Genomic DNA, 25,937 nt, shown 5'->3' on the forward strand with positions numbered 1-25,937 from the left:
GAACCGTTCCTCCTTTTATAGTTCCAAAATTTACTAATGCCCGCTAACCTAAAGACAAAAGCATTATTAACCTCTATTTTTTACCTTTAAATAAGCTTTTCCGGGAAAAGAAAAAGGCGAGAAAAAACGAGGGAATGGTGGGCGGAAAGTTTCCGCCCGTTTGGTTATTTTTTCATAGCCTGCCAGTCTGCCAAAAACTTTTCAATACCTTCTTTAGTTTGAGGGTGGGCAAACATTTGCGTTAAAACTTTAAAAGGTACCGTTGCAATATCCGCCCCAACCTTGGCCGCCCGGGTTACATGAAGCGGATGCCGGATGCTTGCCGCTATGATTTTAGTTTTAAAGTTATAATTTTCATAAATAGTTTTGATTTCTTCTATTAGATAAATGCCGTCATGTCCGGTATCATCAAGTCTTCCCACAAAGGGACTGACAAAAGTAGCTCCCGCTCGCGCTGCCAGAAGGGCTTGATTGGCCGAAAAAACCAAAGTTACATTAGTTTTTATTCCTTTTTGGGAGAGAGTTGTTACAGCCCGGATACCATCCCAGGTCATAGGAATTTTAATGGTAATATTGGGATGAAGTTTAGAAAGCTCAAGGGCTTCCTGCACCATTCCTTCATATTCCAAACTTATTACTTCCGCTGAAATTGGCCCATTGACAAGCCCTGCTATTTCCGCTACTACTTCCTTTAAATCCCGGCCTTCTTTAGCAATCAGGGAAGGATTGGTAGTAACTCCGGTGATTATCCCAAGGCTTGCTCCTTTTTTTATTTCCTCAATATTAGCAGTATCCAAAAAAATTTCCATACCAACACCTCTTAGGCTTTATTAGAAGAACCAAAGACCCTGATTTTCTGGCGGATAACTTCAATAGCCGCTTCTTTAGCGGGGCCTAAGATTTTCCGCGGGTCAATCTCATCGGGATTTTTCTCTAAGACTTCCCGCATTTTCCCGACAAACGCTTCCCGAATGTTGGTATCGATATTTACCTTGGCAACTCCCAGGGAAATGGCTTTTTTGATATCCTCATCGGGGACACCGGAAGAACCGTGAAGTACTAAGGGGATATGTACAAGCTCCCGGATTTTCGCCAATCTTTCAAAATCAAGCTTTGGCACTCCCTTGTAACGACCGTGAGCCGTTCCAATCGCCACCGCTAAAGAATCAACCCCCGTCCGGGCAACAAACTCTTGAGCTTCTTTTGGATCGGTAAAAAAAGCATCCCTTTCATCTACCGAAATATCATCTTCAGTTCCACCAATTTTTCCAAGCTCCGCTTCTACCGAAACCCCAATAGCATGAGCCAGCTCCACTACTTTTTTGGTTATCGCTACATTTTCAGCAAAGGGATATTTAGAGCCGTCAATCATCACTGAAGTAAATCCGTGACGGATACAGGCCATCACCTGTTCTAAGCTGGTACCGTGATCTAAATGCAACGCCACCGGCACTTTGGCATTTTTGGCCGCCTGGTGGCTTAAAGCGGCAATAAAATCAATCCCGGCATATTTTATTGCTCCCTGACTGGCTTGAATAATCACCGGGCTGTTTTCCGCTTCTGCGGCCGCAACAATTGCCTGCACAATTTCCATGTTGTTGCAGTTAAAAGCTCCAACAGCGTACCCTTCTTTTTGGGCTTTTGTTAAAAGTTCAGAAACAGTAACTAAGGCCAAGCTAACTCCCCCTTTAGTTATTTTTCTTTTTTTGGCATTGTTGTTAATAGTATGGCCTTCTGCCCTAATTTTAGCACATCTTCCTCAGACAACGCCCAAAAAATTTTTGATCTTTTGCAATTTTGGCATCGCAAAATTAAATATTCAGGAAAAAGCTCCAGTTCTCCTTTAAAGTTGTTGCATTCACACTGAATTTTACCCTGATACCCAAGCCCTTCCAAGTGGCTTAATAATTCATACATGATAATAGGAGCCACAAAATATTCTTTTAAAAATTTTTCATCTTTTAAAGGATCATATTTTAAAGGATCGTACTCCCCTTCCTGAGTTTTTAACCTCATTCCCTTATGCTGGGAAACGGTTTGGTTTAAATCTAATGCCACAAATTCTTTAAGCCGGTAGCGCTGCATTTGACTATCATTAAAAAAACATAAGCTAATAAAGGTTTCATCTAAAGGTAACAGCTTAATGGTTAAAAGTTTTAAACCGCAGGCACAGTGATATTCTTCTTTCTCCCTTTTCTTAAGATGAAAAATCGATATTTTCACCTGTCTTTTTTTCTGGCAAGCAGGACAAACCAGGGAAACTTCTTTTTCGGGAAACACCACCATAGAAAAACCCCTCCCGTTTAAGGGAAGAGTTCTCCGTAAATTTAAAAATTCCTTGTGTCACAATTAGACAATATTCCTAATTGTTCAACCCTGTCTTTTTTCAATATATGTAATTTTTGGTATAATAATTCCAAATCAAAAGGCTTAACCAGTACTGCCTCTGCTATTTCTTGAATCGGTTCTAAGAGTTGTTCCTCGCTATAAGCGGTCATAAAAATAATCTTCAGTTCTGGAAAAAGTGCTTTAATTTCTTTAGCAACCAAAAGGCCATTTTGTCCTCGAAGATTTAAGTCCATAAGTAAAAACTCTGGCTTCTTTTCTTTGACGATTTCCAAAGCAAAATTAGGATTGCTGGCGGTAAAAACCTGATAACCTTTTAACTCTAAAGCGTCTCGTAAAAGTTTTAAAATGCCTGGTTGATCATCCACCACTAAAATAGTGAGATTTGTCAAATTTACCGCCTCCCGCTTGTATTAAATTCGCCACAAACTTTTATAATCCTTCACCGTTTGTCGAATTTTGTCTTATTTTTTTTGAAAAAAATAACGACCAACTTTACAGCTGGTCGTTTAATACTTTTCTAAAAAAGCTTATTCGTTTTAAGGCTTGCGCCGATAAAATCCCTAAAGAGCGGATGGGGGCGATTGGGGCGGGACTTAAACTCCGGATGGAATTGCGTTGCCACAAACCAGGGATGGTCACTTATTTCAATGATTTCCACCAGCCGACCGTCGGGGGAGGTTCCGCTAATTACCAGTCCCAGTTCGGTTAAAAGTTTCCGGTATTCATTGTTAAACTCATACCGGTGGCGGTGGCGCTCATAGACGATCTCTTCCCCATAAGCCTGAGCTGCTTTAGTTCCTGGAATAAGCTTACAGGGATACAAACCAAGGCGCATAGTACCGCCCAGTTGTTCCACTTCCTTTTGTTCCGGCAAAAGGTCAATTACCGAGTGGGGACCTTCCGGCTTAAATTCGGAACTATTAGCCTCTACCAGCCCTGCTACATTGCGGGCAAATTCAATTACTGCTGTCTGCATGCCAAGGCACAGGCCCAAAAAAGGTACGTTGTTTTCCCGGGCATACTGAATGGCCTTTATTTTTCCTTCTACCCCCCGGTCGCCAAAACCTCCAGGAACTAATATGCCATCGAGATTGCTTAAGTGTTTTTCTACTGGTTCTTTTTCCAGAATTTCCGCGTCAATCCAGCGAAGGTTAATCTTGGTTTCGTGATAAATTCCGGCATGGCGTAAAGCTTCGGCAACGCTTAAATAAGCATCCGGCAGAGCAACGTATTTACCAACAATCCCAATAGTTACTTCATATTTAGGGTTTTTATACCGCTCGACAATTTGCTCCCATTCGGTTAAATCCGGCTCCCCACAGGTAAGACCTAACTTTTCAATGACAATATCATCAAGACCTTCTTCTTTTAACTTTAACGGAACCTCATAAATATTAGAAGCATCCACCGCCTGAATTACGGCATTTTTATCAATATCGCAAAAAAGAGCAATTTTTTCGGTAATTTCTTTCGATAAAGGCCGTTCCGAACGGGCCACTATAATATCCGGCTGAATTCCAATACTTCTAAGTTCTTTGACACTGTGTTGGGTCGGTTTGGTTTTAAGTTCTCCGGTCACCCTTAATGTTGGAACTAAAGTAACATGGATGTATAAAACGTTATCTTTTCCCACATCATTTTTTAATTGCCGTATAGCTTCTAAAAAAGGTAACGATTCAATATCTCCCACCGTACCGCCAATTTCCGTAATTACCACATCAGGATTGCTTTCCTTGGCTACCCGTAAAATCCGCTCTTTAATTTCGTTGGTAATGTGGGGAATAACCTGAACGGTACCGCCTAAATAATCTCCGCGGCGTTCTTTGCTAATTACTGCCCAGTAGACTTTACCGGTGGTAACATTGGAATTTTTAGTTAAATTAATATCGATAAACCGTTCGTAATGACCTAAGTCCAGGTCAGTTTCCGCACCATCGTCTGTAACAAACACTTCCCCATGCTGATACGGACTCATAGTTCCCGGGTCAACGTTAATATAAGGATCAAATTTTTGAATGGCCACTTTAAGTCCCCGACTTTTTAACAATCGGCCTAAAGATGCTGCAGTTATTCCTTTCCCTAGAGAAGAGACCACTCCTCCGGTTACAAAAATAAACTTCGTCATTTTAATCCTCCTAATGCTACCAATACTCACTTTTTCCATTCTAACCGTCCCGAATTTCCAAGTCAATATGGAGATTAAAGGTTGGAGGTTTGCTACTTCCGATTTTACATTTTCTCCGGGGCTGAAATACCCAGTATGCTTAATCCTTTTTTCAGTACAATACGGGTGGCTTCTACTAAAAGTAGCCGTGCTTTACTTAAGTTTTCCTCCGCTCCTAAAACCCGGCAGCTATTGTAAAAAGTGTGAAAATGTCCGGCTAATTCATGAAGATACCTTGCTAAATGGTGGGGAGCCAAGGAAATTGCACATTTTTCTATTTCTACTGGAAACTGGGCCAAATGGCGCAAAAGTTCTAGCTCTGCTTCATTAGTTAATATTTTTAAGTCCACTTCCTTGAGCTCCGGTAAGCTAACACCCTGCTCGCTACATTGCCGGTAAAGGCTCATTATCCGGGCATGGGCATATTGAATATAATACACCGGGTTCTCATTGGATTTTTCTTTGGCTAAATCCAGGTCAAAATCTAAATGAGCATCGTGACTGCGCATAATAAAGAAATACCGGGCAGCATCTACTCCTACCTCTTCTACCAGCTCATCTAAAGTAATATACTGGCCGGTCCGTTTAGACATCCGTACTAGCTCTCCGCCCCGGAAGAGCCGCACCAGCTGCATTAAAATTACAGTAAGCTTTTCCGGATCGTAACCTAAAGCTTTTAGAGCCGTTTTCATCCGGCTTACATGGCCATGATGGTCAGCGCCCCAGATGTTAATTACCAGATCAAAACCCCGGTCAAACTTATTTTTATGGTAAGCAATGTCAGCAGCGTAATAGGTAGGTACCCCATTCTTCCGCACTAACACTTCATCTTTTTCTTCACCTAATTTTGAAGCAGCAAACCAGAGGGCTCCGTCTTTTTCGTAAAGGTAGCCTCTTTCTAATAAAAGCTTTACTGTTTTCTCTACTTCTCCGGAATCATGTAACGATTTTTCGGAAAACCAAACATCGTACTTTACCCCGAAGTTCTCCAAAGAGGCCTTAATAGCTAAAAGCTTTTCTTCTAGGGCAATTTTTCCTAAAAACTCTTGCCTTTCTTTTTCCGGCAGGTGAATAAAACGATCCCCATACTGAGCAATGATGTTTTTAGCGGTCTCAATAATATCTTCACCGTGGTAGCCTTCTTCGGGAAACTCAATTTTATACCCTAAAAGTTCTAAATAGCGAGCCTCAACCGATTTATTAAAGCTTTCAATCTGGTTTCCGGCATCGTTAATGTAGTACTCCCGGGAAACTTCATACCCTGCCACTTTAAGGATATTAGCAAGGATATCCCCTAAAGCCGCTCCCCTGCCGTTACCCATATGAAGAAGACCTGTGGGGTTAGCCGAAACAAACTCTACCTGCACTTTTTTCCCGGCCCCCAAAGATAACTGACCGTACTTATCTCCCATACTCAATACTTCCGGAATAACTTCGGTTACCCAATCGCTTTTAAAATAAAAATTAATAAAACCGGGCCCAGCAATTTCAACCCGCTCCACCAGCGGTGGATATTCTAAAAACTCAAGTAAGGTACTGGCAATTTCCCGGGGGTTTTTCCGGGCTTTTTTGGTAAGAAGCAGGGCTAAGTTGGTGGCTAAATCGCCGTGGGCTTTTTCTTTGGGTTTCTCCAGTTCAAAGGATAAATCGTCCTCTACCCCTAAATATCCGGCCTTTATCGCCGCTTTCCGTAAATTTTCTTTAATCTCCCCCGTAATTCTTTGTAAAAGATACTCCACTTTCAAGCCTCCCTAACCTCAATAGACAAAAAGTTATCGGAAACCTTTTGCCGTTCTAAATTTAATTCATATAAAAGCTTAATCGTCCCGCCCATTTCTGTCAAGTCTACATACACTTCCGAAGGATGTACGGCCAAACTCATCATGCCAAAGGGAGTAATATACATGCATTCATGAAAAACTCCCTGCTCAAATACCGATTTTTGTTCATTTTTTCCCATCCGGTTTAAAGTAACTCTTGAAGGCTCTACTTTAATTGTGGTTGTTGTGCCTTCCATCCCGGAAATCTCCGATTCTTGGTACACTAAATAGTAGCAATCCGGCTTTTTGTAGAGATACCCTAATGTGGTGAGCTCAATGGTGTCCTCTTCCCCCCATTCATTTTTTTGACTCCCTTTGACGGTAATTAACACTTCCTTTTTCATTGGGCATTCCTCCCTGGATTGATATAAAAATAAAAAGGAAAGAAGGTAGAAAAACCCTCTTTCCTATGTCCCATACTTAAAACCAGCTTGAAAACACGCAATATTGGCGTCAGCATATTTCCCCGAGCGTTTTTGAATTTCAAAAATCCAGGCATCTTCCGGAAAAGTTAGCATCTTTGCTAAAAATCCTAAAAGTACCATATTTATGCCTCGGGGGTTCTTTAAAGATTGGGCAATTTCCCGGGCAGGAATTAAATGATAAGTTCTTCCCTGGGCGTTTTCTTGAAAGTCCGGGTAAGTAGTTCCACCGGTTAATACCGGCAGGGGATAAATCTCCTGGTCGTTTACCAGGGCCCTGCCTTTCGGTTTTAAATAGGAAAGCCAACGTAAGGCTTCTAACTTTTCAAAAGCCAAAAGAAAGTCCGCTTCTTTTTCGGCTATTAAAGGAGAATTCACCATCTGGCCAAAGCGTAGATAAGTAACCACCGCGCCGCCCCGCTGGGCCATGCCGTGAACTTCGGCCACTTTGACGTCAAGACCAGCCCTTTCGGCTACCCCAGCAACAATTTTACTCGCTAAAATGGTACCCTGACCGCCAACACCGGCCAGCAAGATATTTTTATCCAAGGGAATCGTCCCCCTTTAATATGGCTGAAAATCTGCAGACTTGAGCGCAAACACCGCAGCCATTACATAAGAGCGGGTCAATTGTGGCTTTTTTATCTTTAAAAGCTATTGCCGGGCAGCCAAGCTTAAGGCAACGCTGGCAACCGGTACATTTCTCTTCAATTACCGTTAAAGGCTCTCTAGATTGATTGGGTAATAACGCACATTCCCGTCGTACTACCACTACCGAAACTTCCTCCGCCGCTACTTCCCGGGCAATAACTTTTTTTAGTTCTTTTAAATTAAAGGGGTCAACGGTTTCAACCCGCCTAACCCCTAGGGCTTTTGCCAGGGCCTCAAAATCTACTTGCGGTGCCGGTTCTCCCATCAAAGTTTGCCCCGTTGCCGGGTGGGGCTGATGGCCGGTCATGGCAGTGGTACGGTTATCCAGTATTAATATAGTCCCCTTACCACCATTATATACCATATCAATTAGAGGTGTAATCCCCGAATGTAAAAAAGTTGAATCCCCAATTACCGCCACGGTTTTCTTAGCAAATTCAGGGCTGGCTTTCTCCATCCCCAAAGCCATGCCAATCCCGGCACCCATGCAAACGGTAGTGTCAATTGCCCCAAGGGGCGGCATCACCCCTAAGGTGTAACAGCCAATATCCCCGGTAACTGTAAGTTTAAGTTCTTTTAAAGTGTAAAATACCGGTCGGTGGGGGCAGCCAGGACACATTACCGGTGGTCGCAAAGGCAAATCTATGCTCGTAATTGGTTCAAGCTCTTCCTCCCCCAGGTATTTTAAAACCGCCCTTTTTACAATTTGGTGATTTAGCTCACCGGTACGGGGAATAATCTCTTTACCTATGGCTTTTATGCCTAAAGCGCGAACATGGTCTTCCAGATAAGGCTCTAATTCTTCGACTACTATGATGGTTTTTACCTTTTCGGCAAAGTTTGAAATAAGTTTTTCCGGAAGCGGCCAGGTAAGCCCAAGCTTTAAAACCGGTGCTTTGGGGAAGGCCTCTTTTACATACTGGTAGCTTATCCCCGACGTTATAAATCCTATCTCCCCTTCTCCTTCTTCAATCCGGTTTAGAGGAGTAATTTCGGCGTATCCCAGAAGTTTTTTCCGCCGCTCCTCCACTACCTGGTGGCGAATTTTAGCATTTCCCGGTATCATAACATATTTCTGAGGGTTTTTGCTGTAGGGTTTTAGCGAGACCTCCAACGGTTTTTCTTCTTCCACCAAAGTATGGGTATGGGCAATGCGCGTGGTAGTCCTTAAAATTACCGGAGTATCAAACTTCTCACTTAAATCATAGGCAAGTTTAACAAACCTCCGCGCCTCTTCACTATCCGACGGTTCTAAAACCGGAATCTTAGCAAGCTTACCGTAATAGCGGTTATCCTGTTCATTTTGCGAGCTGTGAAGCCCCGGATCGTCGGCCGATACCAAAACAAGCCCTGCATTCACCCCGGTATAGCTTAAGGTTAAAAGAGGGTCCGCTGCTACGTTAACTCCCACATGTTTCATGGTAACCAAGGTTCGGGCCCCGGCAAGGGTAGCTCCAATCCCCACTTCCAAGGCAACTTTCTCATTGGGCGACCACTGGGCATAGACCCCAGGGTATTTCACAAAATTTTCTAATATTTCCGTGCTGGGTGTACCAGGATAGCCAACCCCAATTTTCACTCCGGCTTCATATGCCCCCCGGGCAATAGCTTCGTTTCCGGTCATTAATCTTGCCATCCTTTATCCCCTCTCCTCCCTTTTCCGTAAATCCACAACCCTTTTAGCTTTTCCCTCGGACCGTTCCAAAGACCTTGGCTCTAGAAGCTTTACTTTGGCAGTGATCTGCAGGGTTGAGGCCAATCGTTCTTCGATAGTGCGCGTCAATCTTTCTAAATCACTAAATTTTCCGGTAAAGAATTTTTCCTCAATTTCTACTTGTACTTCTAGTTCATCAAGATAACCCCGTTTGGAAATTATTAGCTGATAGTGAGGGGCGGTGCCCTCAATTTCCATTAAAACACTTTCAATTTGCGAGGGAAACACATTGACCCCACGGATAATCAACATGTCATCGGTACGTCCTTTAATCCGTTGCATCCGGGCAGTAGTCCTACCACAGCGGCAGGGCTCAGGATTTATTTTACTGATATCCCTGGTACGATAGCGTAAAAGAGGTAAAGCTTCTTTAGTTAAAGGCGTAATGATCAATTCCCCTTCTTCTCCTGGTTCCTTTGGTTCCAAGGTTACCGGGTCTACCACTTCCACCAGAAAATGGTCTTCATTGATATGAAGCCCTTGCCGCTCCTGACATTCTCCGGAAACACCGGGGCCAATGACTTCCGACAAACCATAATTATCGGTAGCTATAATTCCCCACTGTTTTTCAATTTCTCCTCGCATTTCTTCGGTCCAGGGTTCAGAACCAAATAACCCCCACTTAAGGCCAAGACTCCTGGGCTCTATCCCCAGTTCCCGGGCTATTTCTGCCAAGTGTAATGAATAGGAAGGAGTGCAAATTAAAGCGGTAGTACCAAAATCGCGCATTAGTTGAATCTGGCGACGGGAATTCCCCACCGAAATCGGTACTACTAAAGCTCCCACCTTTTCTAAACCATAATGAAGCCCAAAAGCACCGGTAAAAAGCCCATAGCCAAAGGCAATTTGAGCAGTATCTTCAGCGGTAACGCCAGCCATCGTTACAATTCGGGCAACCACTTCAGCCCAGACTTCCAGGTCACCCCGGGTATAACCCACCACGGTGGGTCGACCGGTAGTCCCACTCGACGCATGGAGCCGCACCAGATTTTTCTTGGGTTCTGCAAATAAACCAAAGGGGTAATTATCCCGAAGATCGTCTTTAGTCGTTACGGGAAGATAGCGTACATCCTTTAACGTCTTTATTTTTTCTGGATAAATCCCGGACTTCTCAAGTTTTTCCCGATAAAAAGGTACTTTTTCATAAGCTCTTTTCACCTGCGCTTTTAGTCGATAAAGCTGCAACTCCTCCAAATCCTTCCTGGACATGCACTCCCTATCAATATTCCAGATACCCCCCAAAGTTCTCCTCTCCTTCTATCCTACTGTTCTTCAAATAAAAGTTTAACCGTACTGCTTTCCTTTGCGGGAACCAGAAAGCTTACTAAAGGAACTACCAAAAAAGGCAGGAAAATTCCATAGACCCCAACAACCGGCAAAATCTTGGCATCAAACCCGTGGTTTATCGCTAATATAAGCACTGTTAATAACCCGGTTAGAGTTCCCGCTACTGCTCCCGCAGCACTTACCCGCCGGAAAAATAATCCGTAAAAATACGGAGCAAAAAAGCTACCGGAAACTGCTCCCCAGGAAATAGCCATTAACGATAAAATTATAGCTGGCTTAAATAGGGCAATAATCACTGATAAAAAGATAAAAAGTACCGTTAATAAGCGTAGGGCCAAAACCTGGTAGCTACCTTTATCTTTAAAGAATTTATTTTCCCCTAAAAGGTCTACCGCCACCGCCGAGCTGGATACTAAAACCAGCGATGATAGGGTAGACATTGATGCCGATAAAACTAACAATAAAATCAATGCTCCTACCCATTCCGGCAAATGATGGGCAATTAACTGGGGTACTAAAAGGTCCGGGGTAGGTTTACCTGTAGCCGGATCTACCGGCAGAGATTTAAAAAATAAAGGCGTTAAGGCGCCAGTAAAATAAGCTCCCCCGGCAATCACCAGGGCAAAAAAGGTTGATACCCAGGTGGCCGGCATTATTGCTTTTTCGTCTCTTATGGCATAAAATTTTTGCACCATTTGCGGTAAGCCCCAGCTGCCAAAGCTGGTTAAAAGCATTAAAAACAATAGAGAGCTAACACCTTGACCGCCAAAAAGGGAAGTAAAGTCCGGATTTATGGCGGAAAGTTTATGATAAATATTAGCAAATCCTCCCACTTCCGGAGCTTTTACAAGGTAAATAACCATTAAAAAAACTCCGCCTAACATTATAATCCCCTGGATAAAATCGGTAAGCGCTACCGCAAAATAGCCCCCCAGCAATAAATAAATTGCTGTAAGCCCTGCCATTAACAAAAGAGCAAAAAGATAAGGTAAGCCAAACACCGCTTCAAAAAGATAGCTAAGGCCCATGTAAACCGAAGCGGAATAGGGCACTAAAAAGACAAAAATGATCAGAGCAGCTAACGGCTTATAAAGAGGCAGGTCATACCTTTTGGCTAAAAATTCCGGCATTGTCCGGACATTAAGCTGCTGCGTCATCTGCCGGGTAGGCTTTGCTAGTACCTTCCACGCAAGAAAGCTTCCAATCACAGCATTGCCAATAGCAATCCAAAGGGCTGGTAGCCCAAAGCTAAATCCCACTTTGCCGGCATAACCTATAAAAAGAACCGCAGAAAAGTAGGTCGTACCATAGGCAAACGCCGACAACCACGGACCTACTTTGCGGCCTCCTAAGATGAAATCATCCACCGTTTTTGTTTTCCTAAACCCAATAAATCCAGCAAAAAGCATAATAAACACAAAAATACCCAAAAACCACAACTTAACCATCCTATCCATCCTCCCGTTTTTAAAATATTTAGTTAAATTTCTTATTATTTTAAACTATTTTAAAATTATTTTCTATAAATTTTTCTGTCAAAATTGATAATTTTTTGTCGAAATCCCTTGGCCTTTAACTTACTATCTGATAATCCTCATTAAAAAATCCGCGGTAAGCAAAATAACTTGCCACATAAGCGGCTACCGTCACTGCTCCTGCCAGCATAAATGCCACCATAATCTGGTACTTTATTGCCAGAAGCGGATTGGCCCCGGCTAAGATTAAACCGGTCATCATCCCCGGAAGCTGGACAATTCCCAGAGTTTTCATCTGATCTACGGTGGGAAGCATTGCCGTTTTAATACTTTCGCGGATAAGGGAAAAAGCCGCTTCCCTAGGCGGAGCACCAAGGCTTAATTTTACTTCTACCTCTTCTCGCCGGTCACGAAAAGTTTGTTTTAAGCTTCTAAATACAAGTCCAACTGCTACCATAGCATTACCCACGATCATCCCGCTGACCGGGATTGCCTGACTGGGCTTGTAGGAAATAGCTCGAAAGGCTATAAGCGTACCGAGAGTAACTATAAGTCCTAACATTATTGCCCCAAAGGATATAAGGTGACTATTTTTTATTCCTTCTCCTCTTTTACCGGCAATATAAGCAGCATTTAAAACCATCACCAGTAAGAGGCCAGTTGTAAACCAAAAATTGTTTTGGGCAAAAATAAATTTTAATACATATCCTACTGCCACTAACTGCACTACTGCCCGAACACTACCCACTAATAGGTCTTTTTCTAGAAAAAGCTGTTCTTTTTTGGAAACAGCTATTGCCAGTATCACCAGGCTAAAGCTTAAAGCTAACGACCAGTTGCTCAATTTTTTCCCTCCCCAAAATATTCAACTTGCCCCTCACTTAAGTACAGCACCTTTTGGAAGTTAAACGCCTCAAGGTTATGGGTAATAGCTAAAATCGTAAGCCCTTTCTCCTCTTTTTCCTTTCGAATTAGATTTAAAATTGCCCTAGTATTTTCGCTATCTAAGGCTGACGTGATCTCATCTAAAAGTAAAACTTTCGGGCGCACTAAAAGGGAACGAATTAAGGAAATTCTTTGAGCTTCTCCTCCAGATAAACTAGTGGGCTTTTGGAAAAGGATTTCCTCTTTTAAATTAGCATGGATTAAATATTTATAAATTAACTCCATATCCGGTTTTTCTTGCCTTAAACGAAAAGGATAAGTTAAATCCTCCAGAACTTTTTGCCCAAAAAGATAAGGTTTTTGCAGGACATACCCAATTTCCCGGCGAAGTTTTATGGGATCGTACTCTTTAATATTTTTCCCCCGGTAGTAAATTTCACCGGAAGTTGGAGTTAACAGCCGGTTTAATAACTTAAAAAGGCTACTTTTCCCTGCCCCGGAAGGCCCTAATACCCCGAGAAAATCCCCTTCCTCCACCGCAAAAGAAATACCTTTTAAAATTGCTTTGCCGTCACTACCGTTAAGTTTTACATTGTCAACGTTAATGATGCTCAATTTTTTCACCCCCCGGCAGCAATTCCCCTAAATCTTCCGGCAAAATTTTGGTAAGCAAAGAAAAAAACTGCTTTTTTTCCTGGGGCGTTAGCCTTTTTAGCAATGCTTGATAAAATTCCCGGTCTTCCTGAAAATGCTCGGCTACCAGTTCTCGACCCTTATCGGTCAATATCAAATAAACAGCCTTGCGGTCTTTTTCATCCCTTTTCCGCACTACCAAACCCTTTTGCTCCAACCGATCTATAATGCCGGTTAAAGTAGAAGGTTTTAGGCCAAATTTTCGGGCAAACTGGCCAAAACGAAACTTTTCCCCTTCCTGCAAATGCTCTAAAACAAAAAGCTCTTGACTGCTAAGACCGGTTTTTTCTAACTGCCATTCTTCTTTAAATTTAAAAACCGCTGCCAGCCGATGTAAAAGTTCCTCCATAATTGTTCACCTTTCGGATTATACGTTGTACGTAAAATATTTTAACCCCAGGGCCTGCAAAACTCAAGTAAAACTTTTCTTAAAAAAGAAAAAACCCCGGGTTTTGGGGCTTTTACTTCTTTTTGAGAGAATTTTTCCGTACAAACCTTTTTATCCTTTTTAGCGCTTCAATTAAGTCTTTCCGGGCAGTAGCATAGGAAATCCGGATAAATCCCTCCCCCGATGCTCCAAAAGCCGAACCAGGAACTACCGCTACTTTTTCTTCAAATAAAAGCTTTTCGGCAAACTCCTCGCTGGACTGGCCGGTTACTGAGATATCCGGAAAAGCATAAAACGCTCCTTTGGGCTCAAAAAGCCAGATACCCATTTCGTTAAAAGCTTCCACTAAAATTCTTCTCCGATAATTGTACTCCTCTACCATCCTTTTTACTGCTCCGTTTTGATTTCTTAAAGCTTCAATGGCAGCTTTTTGCGCTGTAATTGGAGCACAAAGCATCGTATACTGGTGTATTTTGGTCATTACGGCAATGATTTCTTTGGGCCCTGCTGCATAGCCAAGTCGCCAGCCAGTCATGGCAAAAGCTTTAGAAAAACCATTTAAAACAATGGTTCGCTCTTTCATCCCGGGGAAAGAAGCAATGGATGCATGCCTCCCCTCATAGGTTAGTTCCGCATAAATTTCATCGGAAATTACCAGTAAGTCATGTTCAGCAATAATCGGCAGTAGTTTTGCCAGGTCATCGTAAGTCATCACCGCTCCAGTAGGGTTATTGGGATAACAAAGGATTAGGATTTTGGCGCGGGGAGTTATCGCTTCCTCTAAAAGTTCCGGCGTTAATTTAAAGCCATTTTCCGGCCGGGTTTTTATAAAAACCGGCTTTCCCCCAGCCAGCATTGTCGTTGGACCGTAGGAAACGTAGGAAGGCTCGGGAATTAAAACCTCATCTCCTGGAGAAATAAGAGCCCTTAAAGCTAAATCCACCCCTTCGCTGACCCCTACTGTTACCAAAACTTCCTGGACAGGGTCATAGGTCACACCGAGAAGCCTCATAAGATAACGGCTTATTTCTACTCTAAGTTCTGGAAGCCCCTGGTTAGAGGTATACATAGTATATCCTTTTTCTAAAGAGTAAATTGCCTCCTCCCGGATATACCAGGGGGTGACAAAATCCGGTTCCCCCACTCCCAAAGAAATTACCCCTTTGGTATTGGCAACTAGGTCAAAAAATTTTCTAATCCCCGAAGGGGGTATTTGCCGTAAAATTGGATTTATTTTCTCTTCAAGGCTCATGGACTTATCACCAGCCTTCTATCTTCTCCATCATCGTCTAATATTACCCCTTCATGTTTATAGGTTTTCAAGATAAAGTGGGTAGCGCAGCTTTGCACCCCTTCAATAGTGGATAACTTTAAGGCTACAAATAACGCCACTTCTTTCATCGAGTTTCCTTCAACCATTACCGCTAAATCGTAATCCCCGGACATCAGGTAAACATCTTTAACTTCGTCAAACTGATATATCCTTTTGGCAATACCGTCAAATCCCACTTCCCGCTGGGGAGTTACCTTTACTTCAATTAAAGCCATTACCGGCTCGTATTCGGTTTTCTCCCAGTTTATAAGCGTGTGGTATTTAATAATTGCCTTTTTTTCTTCTAATTCTTTAATTTTAGCCTTTACTTCCTTTTCCGCCACCCCCAGCATGGTGGCGATTTGCCTGGCGGTAAGTTTAGCGTTTTCGTGGAGTAACTGTAAAATTTCACGCTCCATTCTTTCTTCCTCCTTGTCCGTAAAATTTTAAAGCCCCCGTCCCCATTTGGGACGAGGGCCTAACCTCGCGGTACCACCCAACTTGACAGGAAAACTCCTGTCCGCTTCCTTTAGATAACGGTCTCCCGTAGGAACTTACTTTAGGTTCAGCTCCCCAGCTAGAAGACGGCCCCCGGGTTTTTCCTGTACCGGCTTTCACCTACCCCGGCTCTCTTTACCAGAAAAAATCCCGGTTTTTCTTCGCATCGCCTTTACTTTGTATTTGGAAAATATTTTATGAAAATTTATACACAAATGTCAATAATAATTTTTTAAAGAAAATTAAAAAATTCTGCCAGATAATACACTATCGCCCCCAATAATATTCCCCCTAAAACATCCCGGGGATAATGGTGCCCGGCATAAATCCTTGCTACCGCTATTAGGACCGCATACCCCAAAGAAATAAGTCCGGCAACTTTCGCCACCCCCAAAATGCCCAAAGCCAGTGTCACCGCTCCGGTGACATGGTCGGAAGGAAAGGAACTATCATCTTTGTGAGGGTATAAAACTTTAACCGGATGTTTCACAAAAGGTCTGGGAAAATAATAGCGCTTACCCAAATATTTAGCGATAAAAACAGCAATTAACCCCACAACCCCGGTTTTAAAAAGATAAAACTTTACCAGAAGGTTTCCGGTAAAAAACAAATAAAGCATAATAATCCAGTAAAAATAAATTCCTCCAAGGGAAACATATTTCATAAAAATATCCAACCAAAGGCTTTTTCCCGCAAAACGGTTGATAGCAAAAAACAAACTCATACCAGAGCTCTCCTTAAATACTTATTAACTTTTTCCTTTGGACCTGTAACTTTTATTTTAATACCCTCGGGTAAGAAATCCAGCATTTCAATTTTTAAGTGTTCTTTTAAAAACTCTAGATTTCCAGTACGGGGATAGGGCAAAACAACTTCCACGGTAATTTCCGGCGGGAAAAGAGTATTTTGGATTAATTTTATCAGATTTTCAATATTTTCTCCACTTTTAGCCGAAATCCCTACCGTCCGTTTCCCCAAAAAAAGGGTAGCAGCAGGCAAGAGGTCAATTTTGTTATAAACGGTAATTACCGGGACCGTAACCTTCATTTCCTTTAAAATTTTTTCTACCGCTGCTTCCTGCTCCTCCCTGTAGGGACTTGCAGCATCCACCACATGCAGGATAAGAGAAGCTTCATATACTACTTCTAAAGTAGATTTAAAGGCCTCAATAATAAGTGCCGGCATATCTTCAATAAATCCTACCGTATCGGTTAAAAGGACCTTCTGTCCGGTAGGAAGGATAAGTTTTCTCACCGTGGGATCTAAAGTGGCAAAAAGTTTATCTTCCGCCAGGACCCCAGCCCCAGTAAGGGCATTTAATAAGGTGGATTTCCCCGCATTGGTATAGCCCACTATAGCTATTATCGGTACCCCAACCTCCAGTCGCCGCGAGCGTTTTACTTCACGGTTTTGCTCTATTTCCTTAAGTTCCCTCCGTAAGTCTGCGATTCTTTTGCGAATTGCTCGCCTTAAAATTTCTAATTTTGTCTCCCCTGGTCCCCGGGTACCAATCCCACCCCCAAGGCGGGATAACACCTGGCCAAGCCCCGTGATTCGTGGCAGGTTATACAGTAGCCGTGCCAGCTCCACCTGGATTTTCCCTTCATGGGAGTGAGCATGCTCGGCAAAAATTTCTAAGATAACCTGGGTCCGGTCTATCACCGTTACTTGTAAATAGTCTTCTAAATTTTTAGCTTGCGTTGGGGTTAAATCTCCTCCTACCACCAGAAGATTTAAACCGTGGCTTTTTAAAACTTCTTTTATCTCCTGAATTTTACCATAGCCAAAATAAGTTGCAGGAATAGGCCAATTAAGTTTTTGTATTACTATTGCCTGCGGTTCAATACCCCGGGTTTTTAAAAGGGCTAAAAACTCCTCCTTTTGGTAAGAAAATTTTTTTCCATCTTGTATTAAAAACGCTACTACTGCCTTTTCCACCGCTCTACCTCCGGTTTTTTGACCATTATACCACAAATAAATTTTTCTTGACTTAAAGCTAAATCTTATTTAAGATATTTCTAAGTTTATTTCGTAAATACTATTATTAGCATAATTCAAGGGGGTTATTATGGCGAAAAGAGTTGCTGTAGTTGACCCAACTCTCTGCGATCAAGCCCCGGCTTGTATTTTAGTTGCGGTCTGCCCCTTTGGGGCTATTGAACAGGAACCGGCGGAATACGATTTCCCCGGCTTTGGCAAACCCGTTACGGTTAATCAAGACTTATGTACCGGTTGTGGTAAATGTGTACCTTTTTGTTCTACAGGAGCTATTAGCCTTGTGGAAAAAGTATAAGGCTGGCCCAAAAGGTCAGCCTTGACTCCATTTTATTAGCTTTCGCACAAGAAAACCTGTTCCTTTGATCATTAGCTTTGTTGCCTGCCTTCCGGCAAAGCTCAGGGTTTTTACGGAAAAATTCAGAGTTTGTCCGGCTATCTCCCGGGCAAGGGCTTTTAAATAGCGAATATCCTCCTCAATTTCTCCTTCTTCCAAACCCACAGCCAAAAGTTCCTGTTTTCGGATATCCGGCGGCAGCTTTTTTAACGCATAGTTTAGAGACGATAAAGCAACAATTAAATCATCAAGCTGCCCTAAAGCTGGAATAACCCCGGGAATAAAATCAATAGGTGATGCCCAGTATAATAGCCCCCCCGCTAAAATCGACTTCTCCTTAAGGGTGAGCTCCTGGTGGCGCGCTAAGCGCAAGGCAAGCTTCGCATATTGGGGCACTTTTTTTAAAAGAGCAGGTATTTTTTCATACATAAAATATCACCTTATTATATTTTATCCCTGCCCCAAAGTTTTTAAACCGTTTCTTTTCTTAGATAAACAAAAGACAAATATTTCCCCACCATTGCGAAAAATTCTTTTTCATCATCTTCATAATGATAATTGTAAGGTAAGTAAATGCTAAAAAGCCCAAAAATCCGGCCCGTTTTGTCCCAAGTTAAATTCGGGGTTGTCTTTGATAAATTTCCGGATTTTTTCAAAATTAAAGCCAGCTTCATCACACTCTAAGATTTCTATCTCCGGCATTTCACCGCTTAAATCGTAAATTACCCTTTCCACTAAAAGTTTAACGGTAAAGACTCCTAAGTATTTTGATGCCTCTTCCAGATTCTCGCCAGCATTTTTTGGTAATCTTGCAAGGTCCTCACCTTCCTCGCACACCAATATTCCTGCTTTAATTTTAATTTTTTAACATTTTTTTGTAAACGGTAATTAACAATCCCAAGTCTACATTTTGGATTTTCGAATTAAAAGCAGGTACAGCTATAAGCCATACCTGCAATTTTAAGCTACCACCTCATAGCATAAAGCCTTTCAATGCGGTCTTCAATGGGCGGGTGAGTGGAAAATAAAGCCATCAGCGCTCGCCCATTTAAGGGGTTTACAATAAACATATGAGAAGCCGCCGGAGATACTTCCATCGGTATCCGCAAACTGTAAGCATGGAGTTTCTTTAAAGCTTCCGCAAGGCCCACCGGTGATCCGGCAATCCTTGCCCCCGTTTCATCGGCCAAATACTCCCGGGAACGGGAAATAGCCATCTGCACCAAAAGAGCCGCAATAGGAGCTAAAATAAGCATTACCAGGCTTGCAATTGCCCCTCCCGGGCCTTCGTCGTCATCTCTACCGGTACCAAAAATTAATCCCCAACGGAAAACATCCGCCAGCATGGAAATCGCTCCCGCCATAGAGGCGGCAATGGTTCCAATAAGAATATCCCGGTTTTTAATATGGGCCAGCTCATGGGCTAAAACCCCTTCAATTTCCTGCCGGTTTAAAAGGTTTAAAAGACCTTCCGTAACCGCCACCGCCGCATGTTCCGGATTTCGGCCTGTAGCAAAAGCATTGGGCTGAGAAGATGGAGTAATATAAATTTTCGGCATGGGAAGACCGGCTTTTAGTGAAAGGTTTCTGACAATTGAGTATAGTTCAGGTGCCTCCGCCTCGGTTACCGGATAAGAGCCGGTCATTTTAATTACTATCGTATCGCTAAAGTAATAGCTAATAAAATTCATAGCAAGGGCAATTAGGAAAAAGATAAAAGCTCCAGAAGTTCCGCCTATTGCCCGGCCAAGTAGGACCAGCAAAACGGTCAGTATACCCATTAATAGCCAAGTTTTTAATGTATTGGCCATTTTCTCATCCTCCTCAATTTTTTACTTAATTTTACAATTAATTTAGGGCATTATATCAAAATATGAAGTCTGATACCAACGGGAATTGGTAAAATACTTCAATTTATTTTCATTTTGATTATTTAGATAGCTGTTTGCAAAAAGCTTTATTTTAATGGGTTCTTGTTTTCTTTTTTCTCTAATTTGCCCAGAATTTACAGCTAAAACTATCACAGATATGGGCAATGAATCCCTAACGGTAATTACTTCAGTTTCGCCACACCAAAGTAAAGCCGCTAAAGCTATTACCAAGAATATTAATAAAAGGCGAACAGCTTTTAACATACTTCTCACCAGTAATAATTATATATCAAAAAAGGTCAAAAATAAATTACATAATTCACTCAAAATATTTTTCCCAAAAAAGAGTAATAGCCGGCAAAATGCCGGCTAAAATCTATATGAAAGGAGGAAGGTGCATTGAAGAAGAGGGATTTAGAGACTTGAAGCTTCCCCAGTTATCTGCGGCCCGGTATAGCTTTGGTTGGTCGAGCCATTGCTGGGTGTTTGGGGAACCTGTTGATTCCATCTACCTCCAAATCCACCCCTGCCAAAGCCACCGCAGCCCGGGCCAACGGCTTGTGGATTCTGGAGTCTGTACTGAAGCATCGTATCAATCCGCTGCTTCATGAAATCTCCCTGTTCTTTGGTAATGAGCCCGGCTTTTACCCTGACATCGATGATTTTTTTCATAATCTCTGCTTGCTGCTTATAAAGATCTGTTAGTTCTTTTTGCTGGTCTGAAGTTAATGCTGCCATTGCTGGAACAGTAAACGCCACCAATAATACTAATACAAGCCCAATTATTAATTTTCTTTTCATCCTCTTATCACCCCTTTTTTTTTGATTTCGATTTTAGTTTAACCCAAAATGTTTGCAAAATCTCGGAGAAAATGTTACAAATTCCTGAAGATTAATATTACTACTTGTTATAGCAACAAGATAAATGATAACTTATTGGAATTTTACACATTTCAATTTCTTATGTTATAATTCTCTCGGTTTAATAATCACTACATGTAATAGGAGGTGAGCAATTGAAAAAATATTTGATTTCAATTTTATTGCTTATTTTCACTTTAGCACTTTTTTTGCCAGGGTGTTCCCAAAAAAGTGAAAAACCGTTTGTGATAGGGGTGATACCTACCCAAAACCAGGGAGATATGCAAAAAGCTCTTTCAACTTTGGCAGAAAAAATCGGGGCTAAACTTGGTAAAAAAGCGGAATTAAAAGTCTATCCAGACTATAATGGTGTCGTTGAGGCAATGAAATACGGTGAAATCGACCTTGCCTATTTCGGACCTTATACGTATATTATTGCCCATCGCGATAGTGGCGCTGAAGCAATTGCCACCTTATTAATCGATGGTAAACCTTATTACCACTCTTTAATTATTGCTCCAAAAGATTCTCCTATAAATTCCGTAAAAGATATTGTTTATAACAGTAAGAATCTGGTTTTTGCCTTTGGCGATCCCAACTCCACTTCCGGTTCCTTAATTCCCGGTTTGTTTTTAAAAGAGCAAGGCTTGTTTAATACCCCCGAAGACCATAAATTTAAGCAAATTATCTACACCGGAGGTCATGATGCTACCGCTTTAGCGGTGGAAAATAAAAAAGCGGATTTAGGAGCAGTAGATAGTGCAATTTTGAAAAGTCTAATTAAAAAAGGAAAAATTGATGAAAGCAAAATTAAAGTTATCTGGACCTCAAAGCCGCTATTTCAATATCCCTGGGCGGTAAAAAAAGATACCCCTCAAGAAGTTCGCGAAAAAATATTAAGTGTTTTCCTGGAAATAAAAGATCCAGAAATTCTTTCAATTTTTGGTGCTTCCGGTTTTACGAAGGCTTCGGATAAAGATTATAACGACATCCGGGAAGCTGCTAAAAAGATGGGAAGATTTTAGATGAAAAAAATAGTTTTAATTTTCTTTATCCTTGGATCCATGTTTATAGGTTCCTTCTTTTATTTAGAACTTGACTTGCAAAAACTCTTAAATATCTCAAATACAATTGCTTTTGTAAACGAACGCTGGCTTCCACCCGATACCACCATTTTACCAGCCCGAGGTTTAGATATTCTTACGACTTTAGCTATTGCTTTTCTTGGTACAATTATCCCAGCATTCTTTTCCTTTTTTTGTTCCTTTGGGGGAAGCCATACTACCTGTTTCAATAGAAAGCTTTATGCTATAACCCGGGGAGTTTTCGGCTTTTTTAGGGCCATTCCCGAAATTGTTCTTGCCCTTATTTTTATTCCCACCGTAGGCCTCGGCCCTCTTGCCGGGGTCTTGGCTTTGTCTATTCACAACTTTGGTGTCTTGGGAAAGCTTTATTCTGAACGACTGGAAAACATTAACCCAGGCCTTAAAGAAGCTTTGCTAATGCTGGGTGCTTCTAAAGCCGCCGGTACTTTTTTTGGTATCGTTCCCAAGGCTTTACCAAACTTAATCGCCGATACTCTCTATATCTTTGAAAGAAACATAAGAAACTCGTTAATTCTTGGATTTATCGGGGCGGGAGGCATCGGGCAAACGTTATTTATTGATTTTAAGGTTTTTGATTATGAGAAAGTATCTAAATGCAAAAGGTTTAACTTTAATGCTTTCTTTTCACCAGGTGGAGCTTGCCAAAAAATACTGTAGCCGCCTTATTGGGTTAAAAAAAGGAAAACTGGTCTATGATGGCCCTCCAGCTAATTTAACCGAAGAAATTTTAAAAACAATCTATCAATAAATCACCCCTTACCTTCTCCCCTGCATATCCTATTAAAGACGCTACAGCGGTGTAGCCCAATTGTTATTATGGGGAGGAGTAATCATGTGTGGCATCGCAGGGATAGTAAATTTTTTTAGAAATTTATCCTCGGAAATTTCCATAGTATCAAAAATGACCCAATCCCTTACCCACCGCGGCCCAGACGCTTTAGGTATTTGGCATTCGGAAAATGTCATTTTTGGTCACCGGCGACTGGCGGTCATCGATCCGGAGCGGGGACGGCAACCGATGATTCGCACCTACGGGGATTGGCAGTACGTCATCGTTTACAACGGTGAGCTTTATAATACCAAAGAGCTCCGGGACGAGTTAGAAGCTCGAGGGCACCATTTTTACACCACCTGTGATACCGAAGTTTTACTGGTTTCCTACATTGAATGGGGCAAAGAATGTCTTTCTAAATTAAACGGTATCTTTGCCTTTGCCATTTTCGATGAAAAAGAAAACCAGCTTTTTTTAGCCCGGGACCGTCTCGGAGTAAAGCCCTTTTTTTATGCTCTGGTAAATGACAGTCTGATTTTTGCTTCCGAAATTAAAGCCCTTCTTCATCATCCGGACATCCCTTCCAGGCTTTCCACCGATGGCTTAAAAGAAGTATTGTTTTTGGGTCCCGCCCGCACCCCGGGAATGGGAGTTTTTGCGCATATTTCCGAACTACTTCCCGGCGATTATGCCGTCTTTAACCCGGAAGGTTTAATTATAAAACCCTACTGGCGTCTTACATCTAATCCCCATACCGACGATTTCCCCACTACGGTAAAAAAAACCCGGGAACTTTTAGAAGATGCCATAAACCGGCAGTTAGTCTCGGATGTCCCCCTTTGCACCCTTTTATCCGGCGGTCTTGACTCAACAATTATTACTGCCTTTGCTTCTCGCGCCCTGCAAAAACGAGGTGAAATACTAAAAACCTTCTCCGTTGATTATTCGGAAAATGACCAATATTTTAACCAAAATGATTTCCAGCCAAACCCTGATGGAAAGTTTATCCCAAAAGTAGTTACTGATTTAAAAACCTCCCATCAGAATATTGTTTTAAAGCAGGAAGAGTTATTTGAAGCCTTATTTCCAGCTATGACCGCCCGCGACCTCCCGGGCATGGCCGATATCGATTCATCCCTCTGGCTTTTTAGCCGGGAAATAAAAAAACAAGCCACAGTGGGCTTGTCGGGAGAGTGTGCCGATGAAATTTTCGGTGGCTACCCCTGGTTTTTTCGAACCGAAGCTTTATGGGCCAAAACTTTTCCCTGGGCTCTAAGCTTAGAGAGCCGCAAAAGCTTATTTAGCCCAGAGCTGCTAGCCGAATTAAACCCCGATGCCTATGTCCGTTACCGCTACGAAGAAGCCCTGGCCGAAGCCCCGCTCCCGGCAAATTTAGCTCCCTTTGAGAAAAAAATCCGGGAAATTACCTACTTAACCTTAACCCGCTGGATGCCGATCCTTTTAGACCGCAAAGACCGGATGACTATGGCCTGGGGCTTAGAAGTACGTGTACCATTCTGTGACCACCGATTAGTGGAATATTTGTGGAATGTCCCCTGGGAATATAAGACCTACGGGAATAAAGAAAAAGGACTTCTAAGAGAAGCCGTTAAAGACCTTATCCCCGAATATATTTTAAATCGTAAAAAATCCCCCTACCCCAAAACCCATCATCCTCTATACACAAAAATAGTTAAAGAAAAGCTCAGGGAAATTTTAAACGATGCTACTGCGCCCTTAAACCAGCTCATTAATAAAGAAGCCGTCCAAAATTTAATCAAAAATCCAGCACCACCATCCTCACGCCCCTGGTTTGGGCAGTTGATGGGCGATACGCAAATTATGGCGTATTTAATCCAGTTAAACTGGTGGTTTTTAAATTATAAAGTTACATTTTAATTTAAATTGACAATTTTTTAAAATACCTTTACACTTGTATTAATAAATATTTTGTCGAAAAAATTTATATTTACCGGAAAAAGGCAAACCCGGCGAAAGCCGGCGGCGCAAAGCTATAGGGGCTAACGCGATTTTTCGCCATGCCAGCCAGCTGCCCGGAAAACCCCCTTTTTCCGCGGGGGTTTTTTTATTTATAAGGGGGGGATCTAAATGGGTTTGAATGGATTTTCTTATAAAAAAAATAAGGAAAAAATTTACGTAAATATATTTAACAATGCCGGGATAGCTCTGGCGGTAGTCAGCAAAGATTGGGTAATATATGAGGCAAATCCGGAGTTTGAGCAGTCTCCATCTTAGACGTCATCACCAAAGCTTTTGAACACGAACAGCAAGTTACCAAAAGGATTTATGCGTTAAGTGACATCGCCATGGAAGAAAAAGAGCAAGCTACCATAAGCTTTTTAAAGTGGTTTATCGACGAACAGATGGAGGAAGAAGAAACAGTCCCCAATTTAGCCTTGTGCGGTAATTTTAGGGACTGTCCTTAAAATTACCGTTTGGCGACTAAGTAGGCGCCAAGTAACACCAGCACACCCCCGGCGATTTGCCCGGGGGTTAATTTTTCGGCAAACAAGAGGGCAGCACATATTACGGTAACTACCGGTTCAAACATGCTGATAATCGAAGCCTTTGCCGGCCCTAAAAGCTCAATTCCCCTGAAAAAAGTAAACATCGCCAGCAAAGTGGAAAACGCCACAATCCCGGCAATTGAAAACCAAACCCTAGAAGACGGCAGCAAATCAAGGGTACCGCTAAATCCTCCCACCACTAAAAAACAAACCGCCGCAAACACGGCGATAAAACTACTGGCAGTAATCGCCGGAATCTCTCTCAGCACCTTTTTCCCCAGGGTAATATATACCGAGTAAACTAAAGCTGTCGCCAGGGCAAAAAATACCCCCAGGGGATTTAGTTTCCCGCTGATATTTCCTATTACTAAAATAAGTCCCCCAAACGCTAAAATAACCGCAATTAAGCCTTTTGCCCCAAGGTGGTCTTTATAAACGATACTCGCCAGCACCGCCACCAGCGCCGGGTAAGTATAAAAAATTAATGACGTAAGTGAAGCTGAAATGTATTTCACCGCCATGAAGAAAAAGCTTGACTGCATCGTATATAAAACGCCCATTGCTAACACATAAAAAATTTCTTTTTTAGTAATGCCAAATCCTTTATGGACATAGTAGTTATAGGCTTGAAAGATAAGTCCCGCCCAGAAAAACCGCCAGAAAAGTATGGTAAAAGGCGTTGCCCCGTCTTTATAGGCAAATACTGCAAAAATCGGCAAAAGGCCAAAACCCGCTGCCGATAAAAAGGTAAGCCCTACCCCCCGGTAATACTGATTCATTTCCCACTCCCCCAAATTTTTTTACCTTGT

Annotated in this window: 30 protein-coding genes, 1 riboswitch and 1 other annotated feature; of the genes, 6 read left to right on the forward strand and 24 right to left on the reverse strand. The window is 42.2% G+C overall.

Annotation, left to right across the window (positions count from 1 at the left end):
* Window positions 1-164: 164 nt before the first annotated feature.
* The 18 genes from fsa to hflX form a co-directional block, all read right to left on the reverse strand.
* Entirely contained in the window at window positions 165-809 is a 645-nt protein-coding gene (gene fsa / locus cpu_RS06990) for a fructose-6-phosphate aldolase (RefSeq protein ID WP_075859312.1), read from the reverse strand.
* An 11-nt stretch (window positions 810-820) separates the two neighbouring features.
* Complete coding sequence (locus cpu_RS06995; protein ID WP_075859313.1) at window positions 821-1,675, reverse strand: class II fructose-1,6-bisphosphate aldolase; 855 nt, start codon at window positions 1,673-1,675, stop codon at window positions 821-823.
* A gap of 17 nt (window positions 1,676-1,692) precedes the next feature.
* Entirely contained in the window at window positions 1,693-2,286 is a 594-nt protein-coding gene (locus tag cpu_RS07000) for a hypothetical protein (RefSeq protein WP_075859314.1), read from the reverse strand.
* A gap of 41 nt (window positions 2,287-2,327) precedes the next feature.
* Entirely contained in the window at window positions 2,328-2,738 is a 411-nt protein-coding gene (locus cpu_RS07005) for a response regulator (RefSeq protein WP_077177224.1), read from the reverse strand.
* A 128-nt stretch (window positions 2,739-2,866) separates the two neighbouring features.
* Window positions 2,867-4,474, reverse strand: coding sequence for a CTP synthase (gene pyrG, locus cpu_RS07010; RefSeq protein ID WP_075859315.1), 1,608 nt, complete (start codon window positions 4,472-4,474; stop codon window positions 2,867-2,869).
* A 104-nt stretch (window positions 4,475-4,578) separates the two neighbouring features.
* Window positions 4,579-6,252: an arginine--tRNA ligase gene (argS, locus tag cpu_RS07015; protein WP_075859316.1), complete on the reverse strand. Its 1,674-nt coding sequence runs from the start codon at window positions 6,250-6,252 to the stop codon at window positions 4,579-4,581.
* A gap of 2 nt (window positions 6,253-6,254) precedes the next feature.
* A complete protein-coding gene (locus cpu_RS07020) occupies window positions 6,255-6,677 on the reverse strand; it encodes a YwiB family protein (protein WP_075859317.1) in 423 nt (140 codons plus the stop codon).
* Between the two features lie 63 nt (window positions 6,678-6,740).
* Entirely contained in the window at window positions 6,741-7,304 is a 564-nt protein-coding gene (locus tag cpu_RS07025; RefSeq protein WP_075859318.1) for an indolepyruvate oxidoreductase subunit beta, read from the reverse strand.
* Window positions 7,297-9,042, reverse strand: a complete 1,746-nt coding sequence (iorA, locus tag cpu_RS07030) for an indolepyruvate ferredoxin oxidoreductase subunit alpha (RefSeq protein ID WP_075859319.1) — start codon at window positions 9,040-9,042, stop codon at window positions 7,297-7,299. The genes cpu_RS07025 and iorA overlap by 8 nt, the downstream gene beginning before the upstream one ends.
* Before the next feature lie 3 nt (window positions 9,043-9,045).
* Window positions 9,046-10,329, reverse strand: a complete 1,284-nt coding sequence (locus cpu_RS07035; RefSeq protein WP_075859394.1) for a phenylacetate--CoA ligase family protein — start codon at window positions 10,327-10,329, stop codon at window positions 9,046-9,048.
* A gap of 53 nt (window positions 10,330-10,382) precedes the next feature.
* On the reverse strand, window positions 10,383-11,855 hold the full coding sequence (locus cpu_RS07040) for a sodium:solute symporter family protein (RefSeq protein WP_234970205.1): 1,473 nt from the start codon (window positions 11,853-11,855) through the stop codon (window positions 10,383-10,385).
* Window positions 11,856-11,979: 124 nt separating this feature from the next.
* Complete coding sequence (locus cpu_RS07045; protein ID WP_075859321.1) at window positions 11,980-12,726, reverse strand: ABC transporter permease; 747 nt, start codon at window positions 12,724-12,726, stop codon at window positions 11,980-11,982.
* Window positions 12,723-13,382, reverse strand: coding sequence for an ABC transporter ATP-binding protein (locus cpu_RS07050; protein ID WP_075859322.1), 660 nt, complete (start codon window positions 13,380-13,382; stop codon window positions 12,723-12,725). The genes cpu_RS07045 and cpu_RS07050 overlap by 4 nt, the downstream gene beginning before the upstream one ends.
* A complete protein-coding gene (locus cpu_RS07055; RefSeq protein WP_075859323.1) occupies window positions 13,369-13,809 on the reverse strand; it encodes a MarR family winged helix-turn-helix transcriptional regulator in 441 nt (146 codons plus the stop codon). Before cpu_RS07055 ends, cpu_RS07050 begins: the two co-directional genes overlap by 14 nt.
* Before the next feature lie 112 nt (window positions 13,810-13,921).
* Window positions 13,922-15,100 (reverse strand): aminotransferase class I/II-fold pyridoxal phosphate-dependent enzyme, encoded by a 1,179-nt coding sequence (locus cpu_RS07060; protein ID WP_075859324.1) that lies wholly within the window; start codon window positions 15,098-15,100, stop codon window positions 13,922-13,924.
* Window positions 15,097-15,579 carry an Lrp/AsnC family transcriptional regulator gene (locus cpu_RS07065; RefSeq protein WP_075859325.1) on the reverse strand — a complete coding sequence of 161 codons (483 nt, stop codon included), beginning with the start codon at window positions 15,577-15,579 and terminating at the stop codon, window positions 15,097-15,099. The genes cpu_RS07060 and cpu_RS07065 overlap by 4 nt, the downstream gene beginning before the upstream one ends.
* Window positions 15,580-15,623: 44 nt before the next feature.
* Window positions 15,624-15,834, reverse strand: a binding site (T-box leader).
* Window positions 15,835-15,890: 56 nt separating this feature from the next.
* The gene (locus tag cpu_RS07075) at window positions 15,891-16,382 is read right to left on the reverse strand and encodes a phosphatase PAP2 family protein (protein ID WP_075859327.1); all 492 of its coding nucleotides are present in this window, start codon (window positions 16,380-16,382) and stop codon (window positions 15,891-15,893) included.
* Window positions 16,379-17,596: a GTPase HflX gene (gene hflX, locus cpu_RS07080; RefSeq protein ID WP_075859328.1), complete on the reverse strand. Its 1,218-nt coding sequence runs from the start codon at window positions 17,594-17,596 to the stop codon at window positions 16,379-16,381. The genes cpu_RS07075 and hflX overlap by 4 nt, the downstream gene beginning before the upstream one ends.
* A 130-nt stretch (window positions 17,597-17,726) precedes the next feature.
* Between hflX and cpu_RS07085 the strand changes: the two genes are divergently transcribed.
* Window positions 17,727-17,951 carry an ATP-binding protein gene (locus cpu_RS07085; RefSeq protein ID WP_075859329.1) on the forward strand — a complete coding sequence of 75 codons (225 nt, stop codon included), beginning with the start codon at window positions 17,727-17,729 and terminating at the stop codon, window positions 17,949-17,951.
* A gap of 15 nt (window positions 17,952-17,966) precedes the next feature.
* On the opposite strand, the gene cpu_RS07090 is transcribed toward cpu_RS07085, so the two are convergent.
* The 5 genes from cpu_RS07090 to cpu_RS07110 all read right to left on the reverse strand — a co-directional run bounded on the left by cpu_RS07090 (window position 17,967) and on the right by cpu_RS07110 (window position 20,662).
* Window positions 17,967-18,419 (reverse strand): YkvA family protein, encoded by a 453-nt coding sequence (locus cpu_RS07090; RefSeq protein WP_075859330.1) that lies wholly within the window; start codon window positions 18,417-18,419, stop codon window positions 17,967-17,969.
* A gap of 147 nt (window positions 18,420-18,566) precedes the next feature.
* Entirely contained in the window at window positions 18,567-18,827 is a 261-nt protein-coding gene (locus cpu_RS07095) for a hypothetical protein (protein WP_075859331.1), read from the reverse strand.
* Window positions 18,828-18,955: 128 nt separating this feature from the next.
* The gene (gene htpX / locus cpu_RS07100) at window positions 18,956-19,801 is read right to left on the reverse strand and encodes a zinc metalloprotease HtpX (protein WP_075859332.1); all 846 of its coding nucleotides are present in this window, start codon (window positions 19,799-19,801) and stop codon (window positions 18,956-18,958) included.
* 42 nt (window positions 19,802-19,843) lie between these two features.
* A complete protein-coding gene (locus cpu_RS07105) occupies window positions 19,844-20,125 on the reverse strand; it encodes a hypothetical protein (RefSeq protein ID WP_075859333.1) in 282 nt (93 codons plus the stop codon).
* Between the two features lie 150 nt (window positions 20,126-20,275).
* Complete coding sequence (locus tag cpu_RS07110) at window positions 20,276-20,662, reverse strand: YckD family protein (protein WP_075859334.1); 387 nt, start codon at window positions 20,660-20,662, stop codon at window positions 20,276-20,278.
* Between the two features lie 215 nt (window positions 20,663-20,877).
* Here cpu_RS07110 and phnD point away from each other — a divergent pair, with 215 nt between their 5' ends.
* The 5 genes from phnD (at window position 20,878) to cpu_RS14320 (ending at window position 25,047) form a co-directional block, all read left to right on the forward strand.
* Complete coding sequence (gene phnD / locus cpu_RS07115; protein ID WP_075859335.1) at window positions 20,878-21,747, forward strand: phosphate/phosphite/phosphonate ABC transporter substrate-binding protein; 870 nt, start codon at window positions 20,878-20,880, stop codon at window positions 21,745-21,747.
* The gene (locus cpu_RS07120; protein ID WP_075859336.1) at window positions 21,748-22,485 is read left to right on the forward strand and encodes a PhnE/PtxC family ABC transporter permease; all 738 of its coding nucleotides are present in this window, start codon (window positions 21,748-21,750) and stop codon (window positions 22,483-22,485) included.
* Between the two features lie 175 nt (window positions 22,486-22,660).
* Window positions 22,661-24,499: an asparagine synthase (glutamine-hydrolyzing) gene (gene asnB, locus cpu_RS07125; RefSeq protein WP_075859337.1), complete on the forward strand. Its 1,839-nt coding sequence runs from the start codon at window positions 22,661-22,663 to the stop codon at window positions 24,497-24,499.
* A 72-nt stretch (window positions 24,500-24,571) separates the two neighbouring features.
* Window positions 24,572-24,658: riboswitch (cyclic di-GMP riboswitch) on the forward strand.
* Window positions 24,659-24,709: 51 nt separating this feature from the next.
* Window positions 24,710-24,856 (forward strand): hypothetical protein, encoded by a 147-nt coding sequence (locus cpu_RS13645; RefSeq protein WP_159433983.1) that lies wholly within the window; start codon window positions 24,710-24,712, stop codon window positions 24,854-24,856.
* Between the two features lie 47 nt (window positions 24,857-24,903).
* Window positions 24,904-25,047 (forward strand): ferritin-like domain-containing protein, encoded by a 144-nt coding sequence (locus tag cpu_RS14320; RefSeq protein WP_305764298.1) that lies wholly within the window; start codon window positions 24,904-24,906, stop codon window positions 25,045-25,047.
* A gap of 2 nt (window positions 25,048-25,049) precedes the next feature.
* Here the strand turns inward: cpu_RS14320 and cpu_RS07135 are convergent, their stop codons facing one another.
* Window positions 25,050-25,907, reverse strand: a complete 858-nt coding sequence (locus cpu_RS07135) for a DMT family transporter (protein ID WP_075859338.1) — start codon at window positions 25,905-25,907, stop codon at window positions 25,050-25,052.
* Window positions 25,908-25,937: the final 30 nt, after the last annotated feature.

The sequence above is a fragment of the Carboxydothermus pertinax genome (assembly GCF_001950255.1).
Classification (GTDB): domain Bacteria; phylum Bacillota; class Z-2901; order Carboxydothermales; family Carboxydothermaceae; genus Carboxydothermus; species Carboxydothermus pertinax.

What these genes read in the sequence shown, in the direction of transcription:
- fsa (WP_075859312.1), bottom strand. Translation starts at nt 809, where the DNA reads ATGGAAATTTTTTTGGATACTGCTAATATTGAGGAAATAAAAAAAGGA.
- cpu_RS07000 (WP_075859314.1), bottom strand. Translation starts at nt 2,286, where the DNA reads ATGGTGGTGTTTCCCGAAAAAGAAGTTTCCCTGGTTTGTCCTGCTTGC.
- pyrG (WP_075859315.1), bottom strand. Translation starts at nt 4,474, where the DNA reads ATGACGAAGTTTATTTTTGTAACCGGAGGAGTGGTCTCTTCTCTAGGG.
- cpu_RS07020 (WP_075859317.1), bottom strand. Translation starts at nt 6,677, where the DNA reads ATGAAAAAGGAAGTGTTAATTACCGTCAAAGGGAGTCAAAAAAATGAA.
- iorA (WP_075859319.1), bottom strand. Translation starts at nt 9,042, where the DNA reads ATGGCAAGATTAATGACCGGAAACGAAGCTATTGCCCGGGGGGCATAT.
- cpu_RS07035 (WP_075859394.1), bottom strand. Translation starts at nt 10,329, where the DNA reads ATGTCCAGGAAGGATTTGGAGGAGTTGCAGCTTTATCGACTAAAAGCG.
- cpu_RS07040 (WP_234970205.1), bottom strand. Translation starts at nt 11,855, where the DNA reads ATGGTTAAGTTGTGGTTTTTGGGTATTTTTGTGTTTATTATGCTTTTT.
- cpu_RS07055 (WP_075859323.1), bottom strand. Translation starts at nt 13,809, where the DNA reads ATGGAGGAACTTTTACATCGGCTGGCAGCGGTTTTTAAATTTAAAGAA.
- cpu_RS07060 (WP_075859324.1), bottom strand. Translation starts at nt 15,100, where the DNA reads ATGAGCCTTGAAGAGAAAATAAATCCAATTTTACGGCAAATACCCCCT.
- cpu_RS07065 (WP_075859325.1), bottom strand. Translation starts at nt 15,579, where the DNA reads ATGGAGCGTGAAATTTTACAGTTACTCCACGAAAACGCTAAACTTACC.
- cpu_RS07075 (WP_075859327.1), bottom strand. Translation starts at nt 16,382, where the DNA reads ATGAGTTTGTTTTTTGCTATCAACCGTTTTGCGGGAAAAAGCCTTTGG.
- cpu_RS07085 (WP_075859329.1), top strand. Translation starts at nt 17,727, where the DNA reads ATGGCGAAAAGAGTTGCTGTAGTTGACCCAACTCTCTGCGATCAAGCC.
- cpu_RS07090 (WP_075859330.1), bottom strand. Translation starts at nt 18,419, where the DNA reads ATGTATGAAAAAATACCTGCTCTTTTAAAAAAAGTGCCCCAATATGCG.
- htpX (WP_075859332.1), bottom strand. Translation starts at nt 19,801, where the DNA reads ATGGCCAATACATTAAAAACTTGGCTATTAATGGGTATACTGACCGTT.
- cpu_RS07105 (WP_075859333.1), bottom strand. Translation starts at nt 20,125, where the DNA reads ATGTTAAAAGCTGTTCGCCTTTTATTAATATTCTTGGTAATAGCTTTA.
- cpu_RS07110 (WP_075859334.1), bottom strand. Translation starts at nt 20,662, where the DNA reads ATGAAAAGAAAATTAATAATTGGGCTTGTATTAGTATTATTGGTGGCG.
- cpu_RS07120 (WP_075859336.1), top strand. Translation starts at nt 21,748, where the DNA reads ATGAAAAAAATAGTTTTAATTTTCTTTATCCTTGGATCCATGTTTATA.
- asnB (WP_075859337.1), top strand. Translation starts at nt 22,661, where the DNA reads ATGTGTGGCATCGCAGGGATAGTAAATTTTTTTAGAAATTTATCCTCG.
- cpu_RS13645 (WP_159433983.1), top strand. Translation starts at nt 24,710, where the DNA reads ATGGGTTTGAATGGATTTTCTTATAAAAAAAATAAGGAAAAAATTTAC.
- cpu_RS07135 (WP_075859338.1), bottom strand. Translation starts at nt 25,907, where the DNA reads ATGAATCAGTATTACCGGGGGGTAGGGCTTACCTTTTTATCGGCAGCG.